The sequence below is a fragment of the Formosa sp. F44 genome (genome assembly GCF_056238645.1).
The window spans coordinates 748,358-766,557 of sequence record NZ_JBWDLJ010000002.1; the positions used below are offsets into that span (position 1 = coordinate 748,358).

17 protein-coding genes and 1 tRNA gene are annotated in these 18,200 nt (G+C 34.3%); 10 read left to right on the plus strand and 8 right to left on the minus strand.

Annotated elements, in window-relative coordinates; all coding sequences use genetic code 11:
• Positions 1-28: 28 nt before the first annotated feature.
• The 4 genes from AC0UBM_RS08265 to AC0UBM_RS08280 form a co-directional block, all read right to left on the minus strand.
• Positions 29-841: a purine-nucleoside phosphorylase gene (locus AC0UBM_RS08265; protein WP_475688301.1), complete on the minus strand. Its 813-nt coding sequence runs from the start codon at positions 839-841 to the stop codon at positions 29-31.
• Positions 825-1,511 (minus strand): TIGR04282 family arsenosugar biosynthesis glycosyltransferase, encoded by a 687-nt coding sequence (locus AC0UBM_RS08270; RefSeq protein WP_475688302.1) that lies wholly within the window; start codon positions 1,509-1,511, stop codon positions 825-827. The genes AC0UBM_RS08265 and AC0UBM_RS08270 overlap by 17 nt, the downstream gene beginning before the upstream one ends.
• Before the next feature lie 39 nt (positions 1,512-1,550).
• Complete coding sequence (gene arsS, locus AC0UBM_RS08275; protein WP_475688303.1) at positions 1,551-2,606, minus strand: arsenosugar biosynthesis radical SAM (seleno)protein ArsS; 1,056 nt, start codon at positions 2,604-2,606, stop codon at positions 1,551-1,553.
• Between the two features lie 97 nt (positions 2,607-2,703).
• Complete coding sequence (locus AC0UBM_RS08280; RefSeq protein WP_382379992.1) at positions 2,704-3,039, minus strand: arsenosugar biosynthesis-associated peroxidase-like protein; 336 nt, start codon at positions 3,037-3,039, stop codon at positions 2,704-2,706.
• A gap of 124 nt (positions 3,040-3,163) precedes the next feature.
• Between AC0UBM_RS08280 and AC0UBM_RS08285 the strand changes: the two genes are divergently transcribed.
• From AC0UBM_RS08285 to AC0UBM_RS08295, 3 genes are all read left to right on the plus strand, one after another.
• Entirely contained in the window at positions 3,164-4,405 is a 1,242-nt protein-coding gene (locus AC0UBM_RS08285; RefSeq protein WP_475688304.1) for a cation:proton antiporter, read from the plus strand.
• A gap of 200 nt (positions 4,406-4,605) precedes the next feature.
• Positions 4,606-5,517 (plus strand): mechanosensitive ion channel family protein, encoded by a 912-nt coding sequence (locus tag AC0UBM_RS08290; RefSeq protein ID WP_414036308.1) that lies wholly within the window; start codon positions 4,606-4,608, stop codon positions 5,515-5,517.
• Positions 5,518-5,584: 67 nt separating this feature from the next.
• Complete coding sequence (locus tag AC0UBM_RS08295) at positions 5,585-6,163, plus strand: hypothetical protein (protein ID WP_475688305.1); 579 nt, start codon at positions 5,585-5,587, stop codon at positions 6,161-6,163.
• Positions 6,164-6,166: 3 nt separating this feature from the next.
• On the opposite strand, the gene AC0UBM_RS08300 is transcribed toward AC0UBM_RS08295, so the two are convergent.
• Together AC0UBM_RS08300 and AC0UBM_RS08305 are read right to left on the minus strand one after the other, a co-directional pair.
• Positions 6,167-7,687 (minus strand): GH3 family acyl-acid amido synthetase, encoded by a 1,521-nt coding sequence (locus AC0UBM_RS08300; RefSeq protein ID WP_475688306.1) that lies wholly within the window; start codon positions 7,685-7,687, stop codon positions 6,167-6,169.
• 184 nt (positions 7,688-7,871) lie between these two features.
• Positions 7,872-7,947 (minus strand) — tRNA-Phe (locus AC0UBM_RS08305).
• A 99-nt stretch (positions 7,948-8,046) separates the two neighbouring features.
• On the opposite strand from AC0UBM_RS08305, the gene AC0UBM_RS08310 reads away from it, so the two are divergent.
• The 7 genes from AC0UBM_RS08310 (at position 8,047) to AC0UBM_RS08340 (ending at position 15,790) form a co-directional block, all read left to right on the plus strand.
• Positions 8,047-8,778 (plus strand): type III pantothenate kinase, encoded by a 732-nt coding sequence (locus tag AC0UBM_RS08310; protein WP_414036305.1) that lies wholly within the window; start codon positions 8,047-8,049, stop codon positions 8,776-8,778.
• The gene (gene bamG / locus AC0UBM_RS08315; RefSeq protein WP_475688307.1) at positions 8,775-10,091 is read left to right on the plus strand and encodes a BamG family beta-barrel-assembly machinery protein; all 1,317 of its coding nucleotides are present in this window, start codon (positions 8,775-8,777) and stop codon (positions 10,089-10,091) included. The genes AC0UBM_RS08310 and bamG overlap by 4 nt, the downstream gene beginning before the upstream one ends.
• A gap of 28 nt (positions 10,092-10,119) precedes the next feature.
• Positions 10,120-11,496: a tetratricopeptide repeat protein gene (locus tag AC0UBM_RS08320; protein ID WP_475688308.1), complete on the plus strand. Its 1,377-nt coding sequence runs from the start codon at positions 10,120-10,122 to the stop codon at positions 11,494-11,496.
• 31 nt (positions 11,497-11,527) lie between these two features.
• Positions 11,528-12,037 (plus strand): LPS export ABC transporter periplasmic protein LptC, encoded by a 510-nt coding sequence (lptC, locus tag AC0UBM_RS08325; RefSeq protein WP_414036302.1) that lies wholly within the window; start codon positions 11,528-11,530, stop codon positions 12,035-12,037.
• 34 nt (positions 12,038-12,071) lie between these two features.
• On the plus strand, positions 12,072-12,260 hold the full coding sequence (locus tag AC0UBM_RS08330; RefSeq protein ID WP_414036301.1) for a hypothetical protein: 189 nt from the start codon (positions 12,072-12,074) through the stop codon (positions 12,258-12,260).
• Between the two features lie 9 nt (positions 12,261-12,269).
• Entirely contained in the window at positions 12,270-13,559 is a 1,290-nt protein-coding gene (locus tag AC0UBM_RS08335; RefSeq protein WP_414036300.1) for a hemolysin family protein, read from the plus strand.
• A gap of 107 nt (positions 13,560-13,666) precedes the next feature.
• Entirely contained in the window at positions 13,667-15,790 is a 2,124-nt protein-coding gene (locus tag AC0UBM_RS08340; protein WP_475688309.1) for a peptidylprolyl isomerase, read from the plus strand.
• Positions 15,791-15,846: 56 nt separating this feature from the next.
• Here AC0UBM_RS08340 and AC0UBM_RS08345 read toward each other — a convergent pair whose 3' ends face one another.
• Both AC0UBM_RS08345 and AC0UBM_RS08350 read right to left on the minus strand, forming a co-directional pair.
• Positions 15,847-16,752: a GYDIA family GHMP kinase gene (locus tag AC0UBM_RS08345; RefSeq protein ID WP_475688310.1), complete on the minus strand. Its 906-nt coding sequence runs from the start codon at positions 16,750-16,752 to the stop codon at positions 15,847-15,849.
• Positions 16,752-18,068: a hydroxymethylglutaryl-CoA reductase, degradative gene (locus AC0UBM_RS08350; protein ID WP_475688311.1), complete on the minus strand. Its 1,317-nt coding sequence runs from the start codon at positions 18,066-18,068 to the stop codon at positions 16,752-16,754. Before AC0UBM_RS08350 ends, AC0UBM_RS08345 begins: the two co-directional genes overlap by 1 nt.
• Positions 18,069-18,200 lie beyond the last annotated feature (132 nt).

An 18,200-nucleotide genomic window follows, 5' to 3' on the forward strand; every position in this document is an offset into this window, starting at 1 on the left:
AAGTGCGTAACTTGCTTTTTAAGTCTCCTTAAATTGTTTTTATTAGTTCTTTAAAGAGGGTAATCATTTTTGGTTCTGCTTTTTCGGCTACTTCTATAATTTCTTCAATATTTACAGGTTGTAAATTGTCCGGATCGCCTTTGTCTGTAATTACAGAAACCGCTGCAACTTTTAATTTTAAATGATTGGCAACAATAACTTCAGGGACGGTACTCATTCCAACAGCATCTACACCTAAAATTTTAAGCATGCGATATTCTGCTCGGGTTTCTAACTGAGGGCCCAACATGCTTGCATAAACGCCTTCGTGCAGGGTAATGTCGTGTGCTTTTGCGATGTTTTTAAACTTGGTATTAATGTCCTTGTCGTAAGGTGCGCTCATATCTGCAAAACGCTCACCTAATTTAGAGACCCCTTTAAAAGCTAGAGGAGAACCGCCAAGTAAATTAATATGGTCGTCTATTAACATAATATCACCTTTAGCATAATCCAAATTCACTGCTCCAGAGGCATTAGATACTAATAGCGTGTGAATTCCTAACTGATTCATAATACGAACAGGGTATGTAATATCTTGTAAGGTATAGCCTTCGTATAAATGAAAACGACCTTGCATTATAATCACTTTTTTACCCTCTAATTCGCCATAAATAAGTTTTCCTTTATGGAATTCTACAGTTGCTGTCGGGAAGTAAGGTATTTGGTTATAACTAACTTCATGAATTATAGAAACATCGTCTAATAATTTTCCTAATCCAGTGCCTAGTATAATACCAATTTCAGGTTTATCGAAGCCTTTATTTTGTAAGTATTCTGTGGTTTCGTTAATGTATTTTATCATGATGTGTAATAAATTTTTTAAATTGAGGATAATCTTTTATGTCTTCAAATGTATCGATATCATTTAATTCTTCTAATAAATAAACCGATTTGTTCTCTAAGTTTTTTAGTGAATCTTGTAATACGGTTTCGGTGCCCCAAGATTTATTTTCAAACAAATTAGCATGTAAAGTTTTCATGCCTAATAGGTAATAACCACCATCTTTGGCTGGGCCAATTACGGTATCGTGATATTCTAATTGATTAAAAGCATCCTCTATAATCTCAGCGTTTAAATCTAAAATATCGCTACCAATAATAATGACTTTCTGGTAGTTGTTCTGAAATAAGTCTGAAAACGCATGCTTCATCCGTTCGCCTAAATCGTTACCTTGTTGTAGTTTTTTTCTAAAATTTGTATCGTCCCAAGTGTCATTCTTATGAATGTGTTCGGAATAATACACAAACTGATCTGCTTTTACTTTTTTGGCAATTTTTGCGGTATGCTGTAAAAGCATTTTATAAATTTCTAAAGCATTCTCGTCTCCAATAGTTTTAGCCAAACGCGTTTTGCATTTGCCTAATTCTGGATTTCTGGCGAAAATAATTAGTGCTTTTTTAGAGGTTGGAAAATGAAATGTTGCAATAGCTTCATCGTCGTTTTCTTGATCGTTAGAGGTGAAAAATCCCATGGTTTAAAACGTATTAATAATAAAATATAAATATAAGAATTATGCGACACTACCTTGGCAACTACTTCCAGAACCTGCCGTGCAACCATAGCAATGTTGTGAAGTAATAATTTCCCTTCCAATTAGTAGGTCTTCGTTATATTCCGAAATGTGTTTTACTTTGCTATTTACCGGTAGCTCTAGCATTTGGTTAAAATCGCAATCGTATAAATAGCCATCCCAACTAATAGATAGTGTGTTAATGCACATTACGCTTTTTACGGCCAGCGGATTATAGGCTTCAACCAATGCATACATATAATCTTCATAATTTTCTGAAGCAATTAAATAATCTAAAAACCGACTGATAGGTAAATTAGTAATTGCAAATAAATTATGAAACTGAATGTCGAAATCTTCTAATAATGCCTTCTTAAAATCTTTCTCCATAGCCGATTGATTCGCTGGTAAAAATGCACCCGACGGATTATACACTAGGTCTAGTTTTAATGTGCTGTTAGGCATACCGTAGCCCACTGCATTTAAGTCTTTAAGGGCTTGAATAGACTGATTAAATACACCCTCACCACGTTGTTTATCTGTTTTGCCTTTAGTCCAATGAGGCATGGAACTCACCACATGAATGTTGTGTTTTTTAAAAAATTCGGGTAAATCGTGATATTTTTTATTGGCGCGGATAATTGTTAAGTTCGAGCGGACAATAAAATCTTTAACACCCGCCTTAGAAGCTTCTTCTACAAACCATCTAAAATTAGGATTCATTTCTGGAGCGCCACCTGTTAAATCTAAGGTATGTGCAGCAGTTGTTTTTATAATGTCTAAGCATTGTTGCATGGTCTCACGAGTCATGATTTCCTTACGGTCAGGGCCTGCATCTACATGGCAATGTTCACACACTTGATTACACATGTAACCCACATTAATTTGGAGAATTTCCACAGGTTTGGCAATTATGGGGAAGGCATTAGATTCGGATGTTTTCGCTTTGAACGTGGGGAGTTCTCCGTTTTTAAATATACCGCTAGAAAGGATATCTAATTGTTTGTTGCTTTGGGCTAATTTATTTTCGCGCTTATGAAGTGATTGTTGCGTCATGTATATTGTATTCTCGTAAGTAAAATGATTTAATACTCTAATTTTATTTCAGGCCTCGATTATAATGATGAAAAAATTGTGGCTCTCAGCCTTAAACTTACATTTCTAATTTGTTCACTTTATTCATCATTTGTACGCCGTGAACTAAAGAAGCGCCACCACGAATAGCTGCCGAAACATGTAAGGCTTCCATCATTTCTTCTTTTGTTATTCCTCGTTTTAACGCGTCGCCTGTGTAAGCGTCAATGCAATACGGACATTGTACAGTGTGTGATACGGCTAGGGCAATTAGCGATTTTTCACGTTCGGTTAACGCGCCTTCTTCAAAAACCTTTCCGTAATAGTCGAAAAATTTTTCTCCTAATTCTTCATTCCAATCAGATATTTTACTGAATTTTTTTAGGTCGGCTGGATCGTAATATGTCTTTTGCATGATGTTTATGTCGTTTGTTTTGTTAATTATTTACAGCTAATTTACTGTTTTCTAAAATTGAATATACTAACATCTTGTTAATCTGCTTAATTATCATTTATTTTAATATCACTAAACACGCTACATGGATTATTTTATAATTATCACCACTCTTGTCTCTCTTGCAGCCGCTTTTGGATATATTAATGTTAGGTTTTTAAAATTACCAAATACTATTGGTTTAATGTTAATTACTTTGGTGTTTACCTTAGTTGTTTTGGCAATAGCTACTATCGATAAAACATTATTGCTGGCCGAACGTAAGTTAATTACAGAGATCGATTTTCGGGCAGTCTTGCTAGATGTTATGTTAAGTTTTATGCTGTTTGCAGGAGCTTTACATACCAATTTCGAACAATTAAAAATTCAGCGTTGGCCCGTTTTGGTTTTTGCAACCGTAGGCACTTTGTTGAGTACCTTTTTAATTGGAGGATTGGTATACGGTGTACTTTCGCTCCTGAATATGAATGTCGATTTAATTTACTGTCTGCTTTTTGGAGCCTTAATTTCTCCAACAGATCCAATTGCGGTGCTTGGAATTTTGAAAAAAGTTGGAGTTCCAAAAGATTTAGAAGCAAAGATTGTTGGAGAATCATTATTTAACGATGGTGTTGGAGTAGTCGTATTTTTAACCATTTTCCAGATCGCTAATGCAACAGGGGTAGGAGGTATTCAAGTAAATGAGGTTTTAGAATTATTTGTGCGGGAAGTTATTGGAGGTGTAATTCTTGGATTACTTCTAGGATATGGTACTTATAGGTTGATGAAATCTATAGACGATTACGATGTGGAGGTGATTATTACTTTGGCTACCGTAATGTTAGGAACTGTAATCGCTCAAAAAATGCATTTGTCTGCGCCTTTAGCTATGGTAACCGCCGGATTAGTTGTGGGGAACGATACAGTAAGAGGCTCTGCAATGTCGGAAATAACCGAGAACTATGTAGATAAGTTTTGGGAGCTTGTCGATATCTTGCTCAATACCATTTTGTTTGTATTAATAGGGATGGAGATGCTTGTGTTGGAATTTCAATGGGCTTACATTTTTGCAGGATTATTAGCGATTCCAATAGCCTTAATAAGTAGATATATTTCGTTAAAGGGGCCGATAAGTATATTCGAAAAACGATTAGATTTTAGATCTAAAACGAATAAAATTATGACTTGGGGCGGATTGCGAGGAGGTATCTCAATCGCATTGGCTTTAAGTTTAACAAGTGAGATGCACAGGGAATTATTTTTAGTAATTACCTACATGCTAGTGGTGTTTTCCATTTTGGTACAAGGACTAACATTGAGTGCGCTTGTAAAACGTCTAATAAAATAGCTTTTTTAGTGAGTTTCAATCAGATTTAAGAGATTGGAAGGTGTCGTTGTTTTGTTGTTGATTTTTAGGTTGTTACGGATAGGTAATTCGCTTGTTTTTCTGATGGCGACGATTTTAAAACCAAATGCGTTAATGGGGGTATGATTTATTTTAGTACCTTATCAATCCTAAAATAAAATAGGAAATCACGTAATATGAATATGAAAGACAAATTATTAGAAGCTTGGTCTAAGATGTTATCTAAGCTGGACCATTGGCTCGATAGTATTATTATAGCACTTCCAAACTTTATTATTGCCATAATCGTATTTACTTTCGTATTAATTCTATCTAAACAGATTAATAAACTTGTTCTAAAATTATTAGACAGAAGTAGTATGCAACGGTCAATGAAAAACTTGATCTCTAAGTTAGTATCTGCTGTAGTTGTCATTATAGGACTTTTTATTGTTCTCGGAATTTTAAATTTAGATAAAGCTTTAAATACTGTTTTAGCGGGGGCCGGAGTATTAGGTTTAGCTGTTGGTTTGGCCTTACAAGGTGCTTTAGCTAATTTTTATTCTGGTGTAGTGCTATCTTATATTCACTTTTTTAAATATGGAGATTGGATAGAGAGTAATGGTTATGAAGGTGAGATTACCAATATTGATTTACGTTCGGTAACGTTAAAGCAATCGGATAATAATTTGGTATATATTCCAAATAAAATGGTAGTAGATAGTCCTATAAAAAACTATTCGACTACGGCGCAATCTCGTGTAATTTTAAAATGTGGAGTGCATTATGATTCCGATTTAAAGTTTGTGAGAGATTTAGTTGTAAAAACCATTGTAGAGCGCTTTGATGCGGTAACTAGTAAGCAGGAAGTGATTTTTATGTATAACGAGTTTGCAGATAGTTCTATTAATTTTGAAACGCGTTTTTGGATAAAATCTACATCGGCACTACAAGTTGCAAAGGCAAAATCTGAAGCCATAATTGCGATAAAAGAAGTGTTTGATGCTAACGATATTAATATACCATTCCCAATACGTACTTTGGATTTTCCTGAAGGATTTTTAGGAGGAAATGCTCAGAGTGAGGTTTCTGCCCAAGGCCCATCAAATGAATAGAACCGTGAAGACTTTACTTTTAAAATGTTGTTTAATTCTAAGTGTCATTCTATTTCAATCTCAAACTATGCCTACTGTATCTATTTCAAAAAATCATACTGTACCAGAATCTATAGAAAAAGAAGCTCGAGCGGCTTTAGCTTTTTATCCTGAATTGCAAGATGTCGAGATTGATATTCGATTTAAAAAGGAAATCAAAAAATCGACCATGCAAGCGCAACCTCAATTTTCTAGTTTATTAAAAGGAAAAAAAGGGAGACGCTATGTGATATTTATCAGTAAGAAAATTAAAATTTCCAGCTCCGAGTTTTCAACCAAACTAATTCCGTCTAACGTTATTATTGGTTGGTTGGGTCATGAGTTGGGACATATTTGCGATTATCAGAATCGTACGACTTTTGGCCTAATTATATTCGGATTTAAATATCTGTTTTCGGGTAAATTTATAAGAGAAGCCGAGCGTAATGCAGACTCGTTTGCAATTATTCATGGTATGGAAGATTATATTATCGCTACAAAAAACTTCATTCTGGATAATGCTAACATTCCTGATAGCTATAAAGATAGAATAAAACGTTTCTATCTATCTCCAGAAGAAATTATGTTGTTAATTGAAGAGCGCGACAAAAAGCTTGAAACCCAATAAGTATTATGGGTTAACAAAATCTTCCCAAGTTTTAAATTTATCCTCATTCATTACGCGTTCCATTTTTACTTGTCCACCTTTCTTTTTGTTTTTAGCATTCCAATCTGAGAATATTTCGGGTTTAATCAGTTTTACTTTTAAACCTTGTAGCGCTTTAGAACGGGCTACAGCATAATTCTTATTTGCCTCTTTTAAGTAGGTGTCAATGGCTTCAGAAATGGCCTGAACGTCTTGGTTTGTGTTATCGGTACCCAAATACCAACAATGGTAAAACCCGTCTTCGAATTCCTTCGCGCAAATGGTGAATTCAGGAATCTTCATATCGAATTGTTCTTCTAAATGCAACATGGCGTCATTCATCTTATTCACAGAAAGCTGAGAACCTACAGTGTTAAGGAAGAATTTGGTACGCCCTGTAATTTTTATTTCGGCACGTTCTATATCTGTAAACATAATGGTGTCGCCAATAATATAGCGCCAAGTTCCAGCGACTGTGCTTATAATTAATACGTAATCTTCATCTAGTTCTACATCTGCCAAAGTGATACATGGTGCATCGTCTGTTAACGATCCGTCTTCTAAAATGTATTCAGGTTTAAGTGGTACAAATTCAAAGTAAATACCATTATCTGTTACCAATTGCATCGAAGTTGTTTCGGGACGCGCTTGAAATGCGATAAATCCTTCGGAAGCTAAATACGTATCAATAATAGTGATAGGGTGCCCCATTAGGGCGTTAAAGCTTTTTTCGTAAGGCTGAAAAGCGACACCACCAGAGGTGTACACTTGAAGGTTTGGCCATATATCGTGAATATTGTTAAGATTGTGGTAGTCTATTACTTTTTTAAGCATGAGTTCTAGCCAAGAGGGTATACCGCTTAGCGCTCCAATATCCCAATTTTTGGCATTTTCTGCAATACGATTTACACGCTCGTCCCAATCGTCTATTTTAGATATATCTTCTCCAGGTTTGTAATACCCACGGAACCAAAACGGAATGTTACTCGCGCTAATACCGCTAATTTCACCTTCTTTATGGTTTTCTTTTTCAATTAAATCGGTAGAGCTTCCTAACATCATAATTTCCTTTTCAAAGAAATCTGGAGGCAAATCAAATGCGTTTAAAGCAAATACTTGCTGTATTCCCGCATTTTTAATAGACTCAATCATATCCTGTGTTACAGGAATACGTTTACTTGTTTTTCCTGTGGTTCCAGAACTCAGTGCAAAATAATCAGGATTTCCAGGCCAAGTAATATCACTTTCGTCTTGGTGTAAGCGGTACCACCATTCGTCGTTTATTTTATTATAATCGAAATAGGGAATGGTTTTAGAAAACTGAGATTGAAAATCGTCATGCTCTAAAATGGCTTCAAATTTATAGTGTTTCCCGAAGGCCGTGTCTTTAGCGGTTTCAAGAAGTGATTTTAAAACTTCCTTTTGATTTTCAACAGGATTAGATTCTGGAGTAAGCGTGTCTTTAATTTGAATAACACCTTTAATAATATTGCCAATGATTGCCATAACGATTTATGATAGAGTTCAATGGTAAAAATACTAAAGCTTCACGTGGATTGTGGTCTCAATTAGAAATAAAATTGGCTTAAAAAAAACCGTATGTAACAGGCGTTTGGCTAAGGTGCAGATATATTTTAAGGAATGACTACAAAAACAAAAACCCCGAAAACATAATGTTTTCAGGGTTTTCTGGTGGTGCCTCCAGGAATCGAACCAGGGACACAAGGATTTTCAGTCCTTTGCTCTACCAACTGAGCTAAGGCACCAGTGCGTAATTGCGAGTGCAAATATACAACCTTTTTATTCTTCTCCAAATGTTTTTTATAAAAAAATGCTTTCGTAGATTCGTATTTCAAATATTTTCTATGAATTTAATAATTGATTGCGGAAATTCTTTTGTGAAACTAGCTGTTTTTGAAGCAAATAGAATTGTAGATAAAAAAATAGTAGACACAGAAAATTTTTTAAAAAATTTTCAAAATTTTATTGAAATTTATCCAGCAATAGAGAAAGGGATACTCTCTTCGGTTGGAAATTTAACAAAATCGGATGTTTTAGCTGTACAAAAAGCATGTCGCGTATTACTGTTAGATCACGACACTCCAGTACCGTTTTCTAACCAATATGCAACACCTAAAACATTGGGTATAGATCGTATTGCTTTGGTTAGCGCCGCCGTAGAGCAATATAAAAATAAAAATGTACTGGTTATAGATGCAGGAACATGCATTACCTATGATTTTGTGTCTGAGGATAATACCTATTTTGGAGGTGGGATTTCTCCAGGATTACAATTAAGATATAAGGCTTTAAACAATTATACGGCAAAATTACCGTTGTTAATTCCGGAAGAACCCATGGATATTGTAGGAAATTCTACAAATGCTGCCATTCATTCTGGAGTAGTGTTTGGAATTTTAAATGAAATCGATGGGAACATTTCAATTTACCAAGGAAAATATAGAGATTTAACAGTTATTTTAACAGGAGGTGACACTAATTTCTTGTCAAAGCAATTAAAAAGTGGCATATTTGCGAACTCGAATTTTCTTTTAGAAGGATTGAACTCAATTTTACAATTTAATTCACACGAATGATTAAAAAACTTGTATTAGTTTTTATTGCTGCATTTGCAGTTAATAGTTATGCTCAAAATAGTGGTACAGCTTCACCTTATTCATACTATGGTATTGGAAACCTTAAATTTAAAGGGACTGTCGAAAATAAAAGTATGGGAGGGCTTAGTATCTACAGTGATAGTATACATGTTAATTTACGCAATCCCGCTTCTTACGCATCAGAGAATTTAAAAATGTATGGTGGCGAAAGTCGTCCAGTGAAATTTTCTATTGGAGGGAGTCATACTAGTTCTTCAATGGAAGAGAATGGCGTTTCAGATAATGCAAGTTCTTCAACCTTCGATTATATAGCCTTATCCTTACCAGTAGGACGCTTCGGTGTTGGTTTTGGGCTTATGCCTTATTCATCTGTAGGTTATAAACTTCAAACAAATTACGATAATGGCGATCTTCAAAACCGCTTTACAGGAGAAGGTGGTTTAAATAAAGCATTTCTTTCTGCAGGATTTTTAGTAACAAAAGAGTTAAGTATTGGTGTAGATGCACAATACGGCTTCGGGAATATTAAAAATAATATTCTTCAGTATATTTACGATACCGATGGCCAATTAATAAGTTACCAAACAAGACAAAATAATAGATCGGATTTAAGCGGATTAAGTTTTAATTTTGGTATGACCTATAAAACACTTATTTTCGATGACTTTGAATGGGTGTCTTCAGCAACGTATGCACCTAGTAGTACTTTTAAGTCTAAAAATTCTAGATCATTTTCTACGGTTATTGTAAATTCAGCGGCGCAAACAGAAACTGTAGTAAGTACTATAGATGGCGAGCAATCGCTTATTGATGCAGGCTTGTTAGAAACAGATGTAGATGTGGCCTCAAGGTTTTCTATAGGAACAGGAATCGGACAACCAAGACATTGGTTTGTCGGGGTAGAAACAACCTTCGAGAATACTAGTGGTGTAACTAATGACCGTACTGAAAGTAATAATGTAGAGTATGAAGATGCCTTTGGATTATCTGTAGGAGGATTTTATATTCCGAAATATAATGCGTTTACAGGCTACTGGAATCGTGTTGTATATCGTGCCGGTTTTAGAACTCAAAAGACAGGTTTAGTGATTAATGAAGAGGAGATTAACGAGTTTGGCATATCTTTTGGTGCAGGGTTACCATTAGGGACTATTTTTTCTAATGCGAACATTGGTGTTGAATTCGGAAAAAGAGGTACTACTTCTAAGAATTTAATTCAAGAAAACTTTATTAACTTTAGCATAAGTTTATCTTTAAATGATAGATGGTTTGTAAAACGAAAATTTGATTAACTATTACGCAAAAATAAAAATTATGAAAATGAAAGTTACTTTAATAGTAGCATTGCTATGCTTGGGACTGACTAACAGTTTCGCACAAGGTCAAGAAGAATGTCCTACCAAATTGTCTATTTTTCACGAATATGTGAAAGCAAAGAATTTTGATGCAGCTTATACGCCTTGGATGGAAGTAAGGAAAGCATGTCCTAAATATAATAAAGCAATTATTATTGATGGTAACAAAATTTTAGATTATAAAATTGAGAATTCTACCGGAGCAGAAAAAAAGGCTTACATAGAAGATCTAATGAAACTATGGGATGAAGAATTGGTAAATTTCCCATCTAGAACTACTCAAGGTGAGGTTTTAACTGATAAAGCTCAGTTAATGTATGATAATAAAGCAGAATTAGGATTGTCTGACCTTGAAGTTTATAATGCATTTGATAAAGCATATACTACAGACAAGGAACACTTTAAAAATCCTAAAGGTTTATATACATACTTTTCTTTAATGGTAGATTTGTATGATGCTAAACAAAAAACAGCTCAAGATTTATTTAATAAATACGATGATGTTACTGAACGTGTAGACGAAGAGGTTAAAAATTTCTCTGAAGATTTAAATAAGATTATTGCTAAGGAAGAATCAGGTACGCCATTAACTAGTGCAGAGATAAAACGTAAAAGACCTTATGAAAGTTATTTGAAAGCATACGATCAGATCAGCGGCAGTATTAATGGTAAATTAGGTGAACGTGCAAACTGTGAGAATTTAATTCCATTATACCAAAAAGATTTCGAAGCAAACAAAACAGATGCTGTTTGGTTACAAAGAGCAGCTGGTAAAATGTCTGAGAAAGATTGTACTAGTGACCCATTATACTTTAAAATAGTAAATGCATATCACGATTTAAACCCATCTGCAAACTCTGCATACTTCTTAGGGTTATTAAAAGATAAAGAAAACAAATCTAGCGAAGCTCTTAAATACTACGAGCAAGCATTAAGTTTAGAAACAGACAACTACAAGAAAGCAAAATTATATAGTAAGATTGCAGATAAGTTAAAGAGAAGCGGCGTATATTCTAAAGCTAGAAGCTATTACCGTGAGTCTTTAAGTTTAAACCCATCTAACGGTCGTCCTCACTTACAAATTGCAGCAATGTATGCCGCAAGTGCTAACGATTGTGGAACAACAACATTTAACAAACGTGCTGTATTCTGGTTAGCAGCAGACGAAGCAGCAAAGGCAGGACGTGTAGATCCAACTTTAAAATCTCACGCAGCGCAATCGGCTACAAGTTATAGAGCTAAAGCACCGCAAAAATCTGATATCTTCTCTGAAGGAAATGGTGGTCAAACCATTAAAATCGGATGTTGGATTGGTTCTAGCGTAACAGTACCAAACATTTAATATGTTATCAAAACATCATAATATTTTTTTCATGGTCATAGCTTTTGCTATGACCATGTTTTTTTCCTGTGCTGTAGATTTAAAACCAGAGGTTGCCTTTAATGTTCCAGTGGGTATAGCAGAGAATATCGACCTTAAATATACCGATTCAGGAAAAGTAAAAGCCAATTTAATTAGTCCGAAAATGCTAGATTATTCTAATCGAGAATTTCCATATTCGGAATTTACAGAAGGCATTACATTATATCTATTCGATAAAGACAATAATAAAAGTACGGTTTTAGCCGATTATGCTATAGCGTACGACAAAACGGGTTTAATCGATTTACAAGGGAATGTTGTATTAGCGACCTACCTAAACGATACTCTGTTTGGCGATCAGTTATACTACGACCAAAACAAACAATGGTTATCTACCAACCAGCCTGTAACCTTTAGAACAGATGGCGATTTAATACATGGAAATGGTTTCGATTCTGATGCTAACTTTAAAGAAGCAGAAGTTCTTGAAATTAATGGAATTATCACACTTGATGAATAATTTAGTTACCTTTGTTTCAAATTAAATTTTTACCATGAATAAATCATTTAAGTTCTTTCAATACGCATATTTAATATTTGCCGTTGTGTTCTTATATCAGGTTGTAAATAAATACATGATAACAGGAGTTGTAGATTATGGATCGTTATTGCTTGCTGGTGCCGCTATATTTATGTTTTTCTTCAGGAAGAGGTTCAACAAGAAATTCGATAATAAAGACTAATTGTTTTAGATGAGTCCAGAAATCATCATTATCGTAGTATCGTTAATTCTATCTGCTTTTTTTTCGGGTATGGAAATTGCCTATGTGTCTTCCAATAAAATACATATCGAAATCGAGAAAAAACAAGATGGATTTTTAGCTAATGTCTTAACAAGACTTACGGCTAAACCTTCAAAGTTTATTGCAACCATGCTAATTGGTAACAATATTGCTTTGGTTATCTATGGGTTTTTTATGGGCGATTTGCTCGTTAATTGGTTTCAATCCATGTTACCATCAAATTCGACATTTATTACTTATATGTTGAATGATTTAAGTTTGTTAACACAAACCGTTATATCTACACTAGTTATTTTAATAACTGCCGAATTTTTACCAAAAGTATTCTTTCAGATATATGCTAATACATTAATTAAATTTTTTGCAGTTCCGGCTTACATATTTTATGGTTTCTTTTCTTGGATATCAGACTTTGTACTTTGGGTATCTAATTTTGTATTGAGACGTTTCTTTAAAACGGAAGGCGACCAAGTGCAACTGGCATTTTCCAAGGTAGAATTAGGAAACTATATTACAGAACAAATGAAGTCTGTTGAAGAGCATGACGAAGTCGATTCTGAAATTCAAATATTTCAAAATGCGCTAGAATTTTCCGAAGTGAAAGCCCGTGAAGTCATGGTGCCTAGAACAGAAATAATTGCAGTCGAAATTCAGGAATCTCCACGAGTTTTAAATAGTCTGTTTACAGAAACCGGCTGTTCTAAAATTATAGTATATAAAGATACCATAGACGATATTCTTGGATACGTGCATTCGTTCGAGCTTTTTAAAAAGCCCAAAACAATAAAGTCTATTTTACTTCCTGTAGAGTTTGTACCAGAAACCATGTTAGTGAAGGATATATTAAGTATTCTGATTAAAAAGCGTAAAAGTATTGCGGTGGTTATAGACGAATATGGTGGGACATCTGGAATAATGACTGTTGAAGATATTGTAGAGGAATTGTTTGGTGAAATTGAAGACGAGCACGATACCATTGACTTAATTGAAGAAAAAATAGACGATGAGAATTATACTTTTTCTGCCCGATTCGAAATCGATTATTTAAACGAAAATTACAAATTAAATATTCCTGAGAGTGAAAACTACGGCACTTTAGGAGGCTTTATTGTAAATCATACTGAAGAAATTCCAAGTAAAAATGAAGTTGTCGTTATAGGCGATTTTCGCTTTAGTATTCTAGAAGTGTCCAATACTAAAATTGACTTAGTCGCACTTACCATTGTAAAGGGAGAATAAATTCCCTAATTGGTACAAATTAAATGAATTATTGATGTTTTCTCCTTTTATAATTAAAAGGAAAATGGTATTTTCGCGCCCAATATTTCATATAATTTAAATGACCAATGGCAGTTTTAAATAAAATTAGACAACGTTCACTTTTCTTAATCCTTATTATCGCTTTAGCTTTATTCTCTTTTGTACTTTCTGGTTTATTCCAAAATGGTGATGCATTAGCAAATAAATCTCAGAGTGTTGTTGCTACAATAAATGGGAAAGAAATTTCTAGAGAAGACTTTTTGCGTAAAGTAGAATTCGCACAAAGACAAATGGGACAGGGTGTGACTAACACACAAGCAATGAATACGGTTTGGAATCAAGAATTAAGACAAGCTGTAATGGAGTCTCAATACAACTCTTTAGGATTTACGGTAGAACGTGACCAAATGAGAAACTTGTTAAAAACAAATTTAGCAGGTAGCCCAGAATTTCAAAACGAAGCTGGTTTATTTGATGAAAATAAGCTTAATGAATACATTGCTACATTAAAAGCAACGTCTGCCGAAGGTTACCAACAATGGGTAGATTACGAACAATCTATCGCTGCAGCAGGTATGCAACAAGACTATATTAATATGGTAAAGGCTGGTGTAACTGGAACTTTAGCAGAGGGTAAAGTGGAGCATGGTTTAGAAAATAACAAGGTTGATATTAAATATGTACAAATTCCTTTTAGCGCGATATCAGATAGTACTGTTGCGGTGTCTAAATCGGAAATTTCTAGTTACATAAAAGATCACAAAAAAGAATTTCAAGTAGAAGCTTCTAGAGATATTAATTATGTGGAATTTAGAGAAGTTGCTTCATTAGAAGATGAAAAAGAGATTTCTACTTCATTAACTAACATGTTAAACAACTCTGTAGTTTATAACGATCTTACAAAAACCAACGATACTATTTTAGGATTTGCTCAGGTTAAGGATGTAGAAACATTTGTAAATTCTAATTCAGATATTAAATACGATAACCGTTTTGTTTTCAAATCGGCGTTACCAAAAAACTTAACAGATAACTTATATAACAAGAGTGTAGGAAGTACATTCGGACCTTATAAAGATAATGGCTTCTTTAAATTATCTAAATTAGTTGAAGAAAAATTCTTACCAGACTCAGCTAAAGCTAGACATATTTTAATTCCGTTTTTAGGATCTCGTGCGGCTACAGTAGAAACTGTTCAAACGCAAGTTGAAGCTAAAAAAACAGCAGATAGTATAATGGCTGTTATAAAAGGAAATCCTTCTAAATTTGCAGATGTATTATCATTATCTGCAGATAAAGTAAGTAATGAAAACGATGGTGTTTTAGACTGGTTTACATACAATGCAATGGTGCCAGAATTTAGAGACTATGCTTTCGAAAATCGTAAAGGTGATATCGGTGTTGTAAAAACAGATTTCGGTTTTCACGTTATTGAAATATTAGATCAAACAGCTACAGAACGCGCTGTTAAAATTGCAACTATCGCTAGAGAAATCGAGCCTTCTGATGCAACAATAGATAAAGTATTTAGAGATGCTTCTAAATTTGAAATCGCTGTAGCAGATAAAGATTTCCAAGCAGTATCTAAAGAAAATAACTATTCTGTTCGTCCAGTAAAAGGAATTGAAATTCTTCAAGAAAATATTCCTGGATTAAGCAATCAGCGTCAAATCGTACGTTGGACATTTGACGAAGAAACTAAAGTAGGAGATGTTAAACGTTTCAATATCTCTGGTGGATATGCAATCGTTCAACTTACAAATAAAAACGAAGCAGGTTTAATGTCTACAGATAATGCATCTGCAATTGTTGTTCCTAAAATTCGTAAAGAGAAAAAAGCCGCATTAATAATAGACCGTGTAAAAGCGACTACTTTAGATGAATTAGCTTCAGAAGAAAATCAAACGGTTAAAACAGCGTCTTCTATAAACATGAAAAACCCTACTATTTCTGGTGCGGGTAGAGAACCAATTATTGTTGGTGCAGCTTTCGGTTTAAAAGAAGGAGAAACCTCTAAATTAGTAGTTGGAGAAAATGGAGTGTATATGGTTGAAGTTACTAAAGTTTCAGCAGCTACAGAGTTAGATAACTACCAAGCTTTTGCTAACCGCGTTGGACAACAAAAAGCAAATGCTGTAAATACTAAGTTATACGAAGCTTTAAAAGATGCTTCAGAAATTGAAGATAATAGAGCAGAGTCTGTACAATAAATTACAGATTACCTAGAATAAAAAATCCTCATCGTTAGATGAGGATTTTTTTTGTTTTATAATATCATGTCTTGATAAGACAAGATGGTGTGATATCCTTTCTGTTTAAAGTAATCGGTTGGATTTTCTGCAGACGATACCATAACAAAATCTCCGCCCCAAGCCCCTAAACTTTTAATGCTTCCTGAGAAATCAGAGAACAAAGAAGCTTTCACGGGATTCAAATTCACTATGTCGGCAATTATAGTTTCGTGAGCATCTACTAGGGTGTTAAAAGCGTTTAAATTGGTACAGTGTAATAAGTCTTCTGTAATTGTATTGATGGCTTTAATCGCTTCAGATTTATCAGAAGGATTTGATTTATAATGCGCAATACCTTCACGGCTATTTTGCTTCATATTTAAATGCACAAAATAGATGTGATTAGAAAACTCAGGTTTAAAAATAACAGGATTAACAATGGGCGATTTTTTATCTAATGTATACGTAATTGGTGTATTATTAGACGCACAGGCAATATCGTAACCGCTACCACCAAATGTGAGTTCTAGAAGTTTATAGGGATTAACGGTAGCCCAATTTGCAATGTTATTTATTAAAGTAGACGATGTGCCTAAACCCCAATTTGTAGGAAAGTCTAAGTAGGTTTTTACATTTAAACCTTTCTCTTGTTTTAGGAAATCAGGATTTAATTGTTTAGCTACATTTAATATAGACACCAATCTTAAGGTAAGATCATTTTCTATATCAGGAACAAGCGCTTGTTTGCTATAACTAAGCTGTGTGTCTAACCAAACTTCATTCTCACTATTAAAACTTTGCCAATGTATGCCTGCATCTGCATGTGGCTCAACCGTTAATGATTGCCCGAATTTAGTTGGTAATGCAAAAGCTTTAGCTCCGTTTAAAACCAAATATTCTGCAGTGATTAAAAGTTTTCCATTGCTATAAAATGTCTCCATTATTGGCGTAATTTTTCTAAAGCTTCTACAGCTGCACTATGTGAAACCGTATGTGTTTTAAAATGATTTACTATGGCTGTTTTTTCTTCAGGATTTGCTTCCAACTGATTTAATATATTCATTAAATGCATCTTCATGTGGCCTTCCTGAATTCCTGTAGTAGTTAACGAACGTAATGCTCCGAAATTTTGGGCTAAACCAGCCACAGCTACAATCTGCATGAGCTCTTTTGCATTTGGCTTATCTAGCATCTCTAAAGAGAGTTTTACTAACGGATGTAAATTTGTTAAACCACCTACAGTACCTAGCGCTAACGGTATTTCCATCCAAAAGGTGAATATGCCATCTTCTATTTTAGCATGAGACAAACTGCTATACGATCCGTTTCTAGAGGCATAAGCATGTACGCCAGCTTCTACCGCTCTAAAGTCGTTTCCAGTAGCTAGTACAACGGCATCAATACCATTCATTATGCCTTTGTTGTGCGTTACGGCACGGTAAGGTTCTATCTCGGCAATCTTTACAGCTTGTATAAACTTCTTAGCAAAAACATCGGCAGGTATAGATTTGTTTTCGGTTAATTCTTCAACTTTACAACTTACTTCTGCTCGAACTAAACAGTCTGGAACATAATTAGAAAGTATGCTCATTATAATCTCTATGTTGGCTTCTTCAGTGGTGAAACCTTCAAAATTTAGAGCTTCAGATTTAAATGTTTTAGCAAATTGTTCTAAACACGAGTTAATAAAATTCGCTCCCATGGCATCAGCAGTTTCAAATGAGACATGTAACTGAAAATAGTTAGGAATAGCGGCTGTCTTATCGCGTAACTCAATATCTAAAATACCACCACCACGTTTTTCCATGTTTTTAGAAAGTGGTTTTACAGCTTCTAAAAGTTTAGATTTAACGGTATTAAAATACTCTTTTAAACGCGCGTGATCTCCTTTATATATAAAGTGTACTTGTCCGATTTTAGTGGTGGAGATTACCGAGGTTTTAAATCCGCCTCGATCCAACCAAAACTTAGCGGCCTTACTTGCGGCAGCAACGACAGAACTTTCTTCGATAGCCATTGGGATGGTGTAAAGCTTGTCGTTAATTAAGAAATTAGGAGCGACACCTAATGGTAAATAATAGTTTGTTATGGTGTTTTCTATAAACTCGTCGTGTAGTTGTTGTAGTTTAGTATTAGAATTCCAATATTGTTTTAAAATAGTTTTGGTATCTTCTTGCTTGTCGAAATACGCATTAACAAGCCAATCTATTTTTTCTGACTTAGATAGTTTTGAAAAACCTGAAATCGTTTTACTCATTCAATTTTTTATTTAATCCTGCAAAGATAGTATTAATATAAGCTAATTTATGGTTTTAAACCGCTGTATTGCTCATTTAAACTAAAAATTGAGGTGTGAATTCGGTTAATTTTTACTAAATTCGGAGCCTTT

What these genes read in the sequence shown, in the direction of transcription:
- AC0UBM_RS08295 (WP_475688305.1), top strand. Translation starts at nt 5,585, where the DNA reads ATGCCTACTGTATCTATTTCAAAAAATCATACTGTACCAGAATCTATA.
- AC0UBM_RS08335 (WP_414036300.1), top strand. Translation starts at nt 12,270, where the DNA reads ATGAGTCCAGAAATCATCATTATCGTAGTATCGTTAATTCTATCTGCT.
- AC0UBM_RS08330 (WP_414036301.1), top strand. Translation starts at nt 12,072, where the DNA reads ATGAATAAATCATTTAAGTTCTTTCAATACGCATATTTAATATTTGCC.
- AC0UBM_RS08300 (WP_475688306.1), bottom strand. Translation starts at nt 7,687, where the DNA reads ATGGCAATCATTGGCAATATTATTAAAGGTGTTATTCAAATTAAAGAC.
- AC0UBM_RS08265 (WP_475688301.1), bottom strand. Translation starts at nt 841, where the DNA reads ATGATAAAATACATTAACGAAACCACAGAATACTTACAAAATAAAGGC.
- bamG (WP_475688307.1), top strand. Translation starts at nt 8,775, where the DNA reads ATGATTAAAAAACTTGTATTAGTTTTTATTGCTGCATTTGCAGTTAAT.
- AC0UBM_RS08310 (WP_414036305.1), top strand. Translation starts at nt 8,047, where the DNA reads ATGAATTTAATAATTGATTGCGGAAATTCTTTTGTGAAACTAGCTGTT.
- AC0UBM_RS08285 (WP_475688304.1), top strand. Translation starts at nt 3,164, where the DNA reads ATGGATTATTTTATAATTATCACCACTCTTGTCTCTCTTGCAGCCGCT.
- AC0UBM_RS08290 (WP_414036308.1), top strand. Translation starts at nt 4,606, where the DNA reads ATGAAAGACAAATTATTAGAAGCTTGGTCTAAGATGTTATCTAAGCTG.
- AC0UBM_RS08270 (WP_475688302.1), bottom strand. Translation starts at nt 1,511, where the DNA reads ATGGGATTTTTCACCTCTAACGATCAAGAAAACGACGATGAAGCTATT.
- AC0UBM_RS08345 (WP_475688310.1), bottom strand. Translation starts at nt 16,752, where the DNA reads ATGGAGACATTTTATAGCAATGGAAAACTTTTAATCACTGCAGAATAT.
- arsS (WP_475688303.1), bottom strand. Translation starts at nt 2,606, where the DNA reads ATGACGCAACAATCACTTCATAAGCGCGAAAATAAATTAGCCCAAAGC.
- AC0UBM_RS08350 (WP_475688311.1), bottom strand. Translation starts at nt 18,068, where the DNA reads ATGAGTAAAACGATTTCAGGTTTTTCAAAACTATCTAAGTCAGAAAAA.
- AC0UBM_RS08320 (WP_475688308.1), top strand. Translation starts at nt 10,120, where the DNA reads ATGAAAGTTACTTTAATAGTAGCATTGCTATGCTTGGGACTGACTAAC.
- AC0UBM_RS08340 (WP_475688309.1), top strand. Translation starts at nt 13,667, where the DNA reads ATGGCAGTTTTAAATAAAATTAGACAACGTTCACTTTTCTTAATCCTT.
- AC0UBM_RS08280 (WP_382379992.1), bottom strand. Translation starts at nt 3,039, where the DNA reads ATGCAAAAGACATATTACGATCCAGCCGACCTAAAAAAATTCAGTAAA.
- lptC (WP_414036302.1), top strand. Translation starts at nt 11,528, where the DNA reads ATGGTCATAGCTTTTGCTATGACCATGTTTTTTTCCTGTGCTGTAGAT.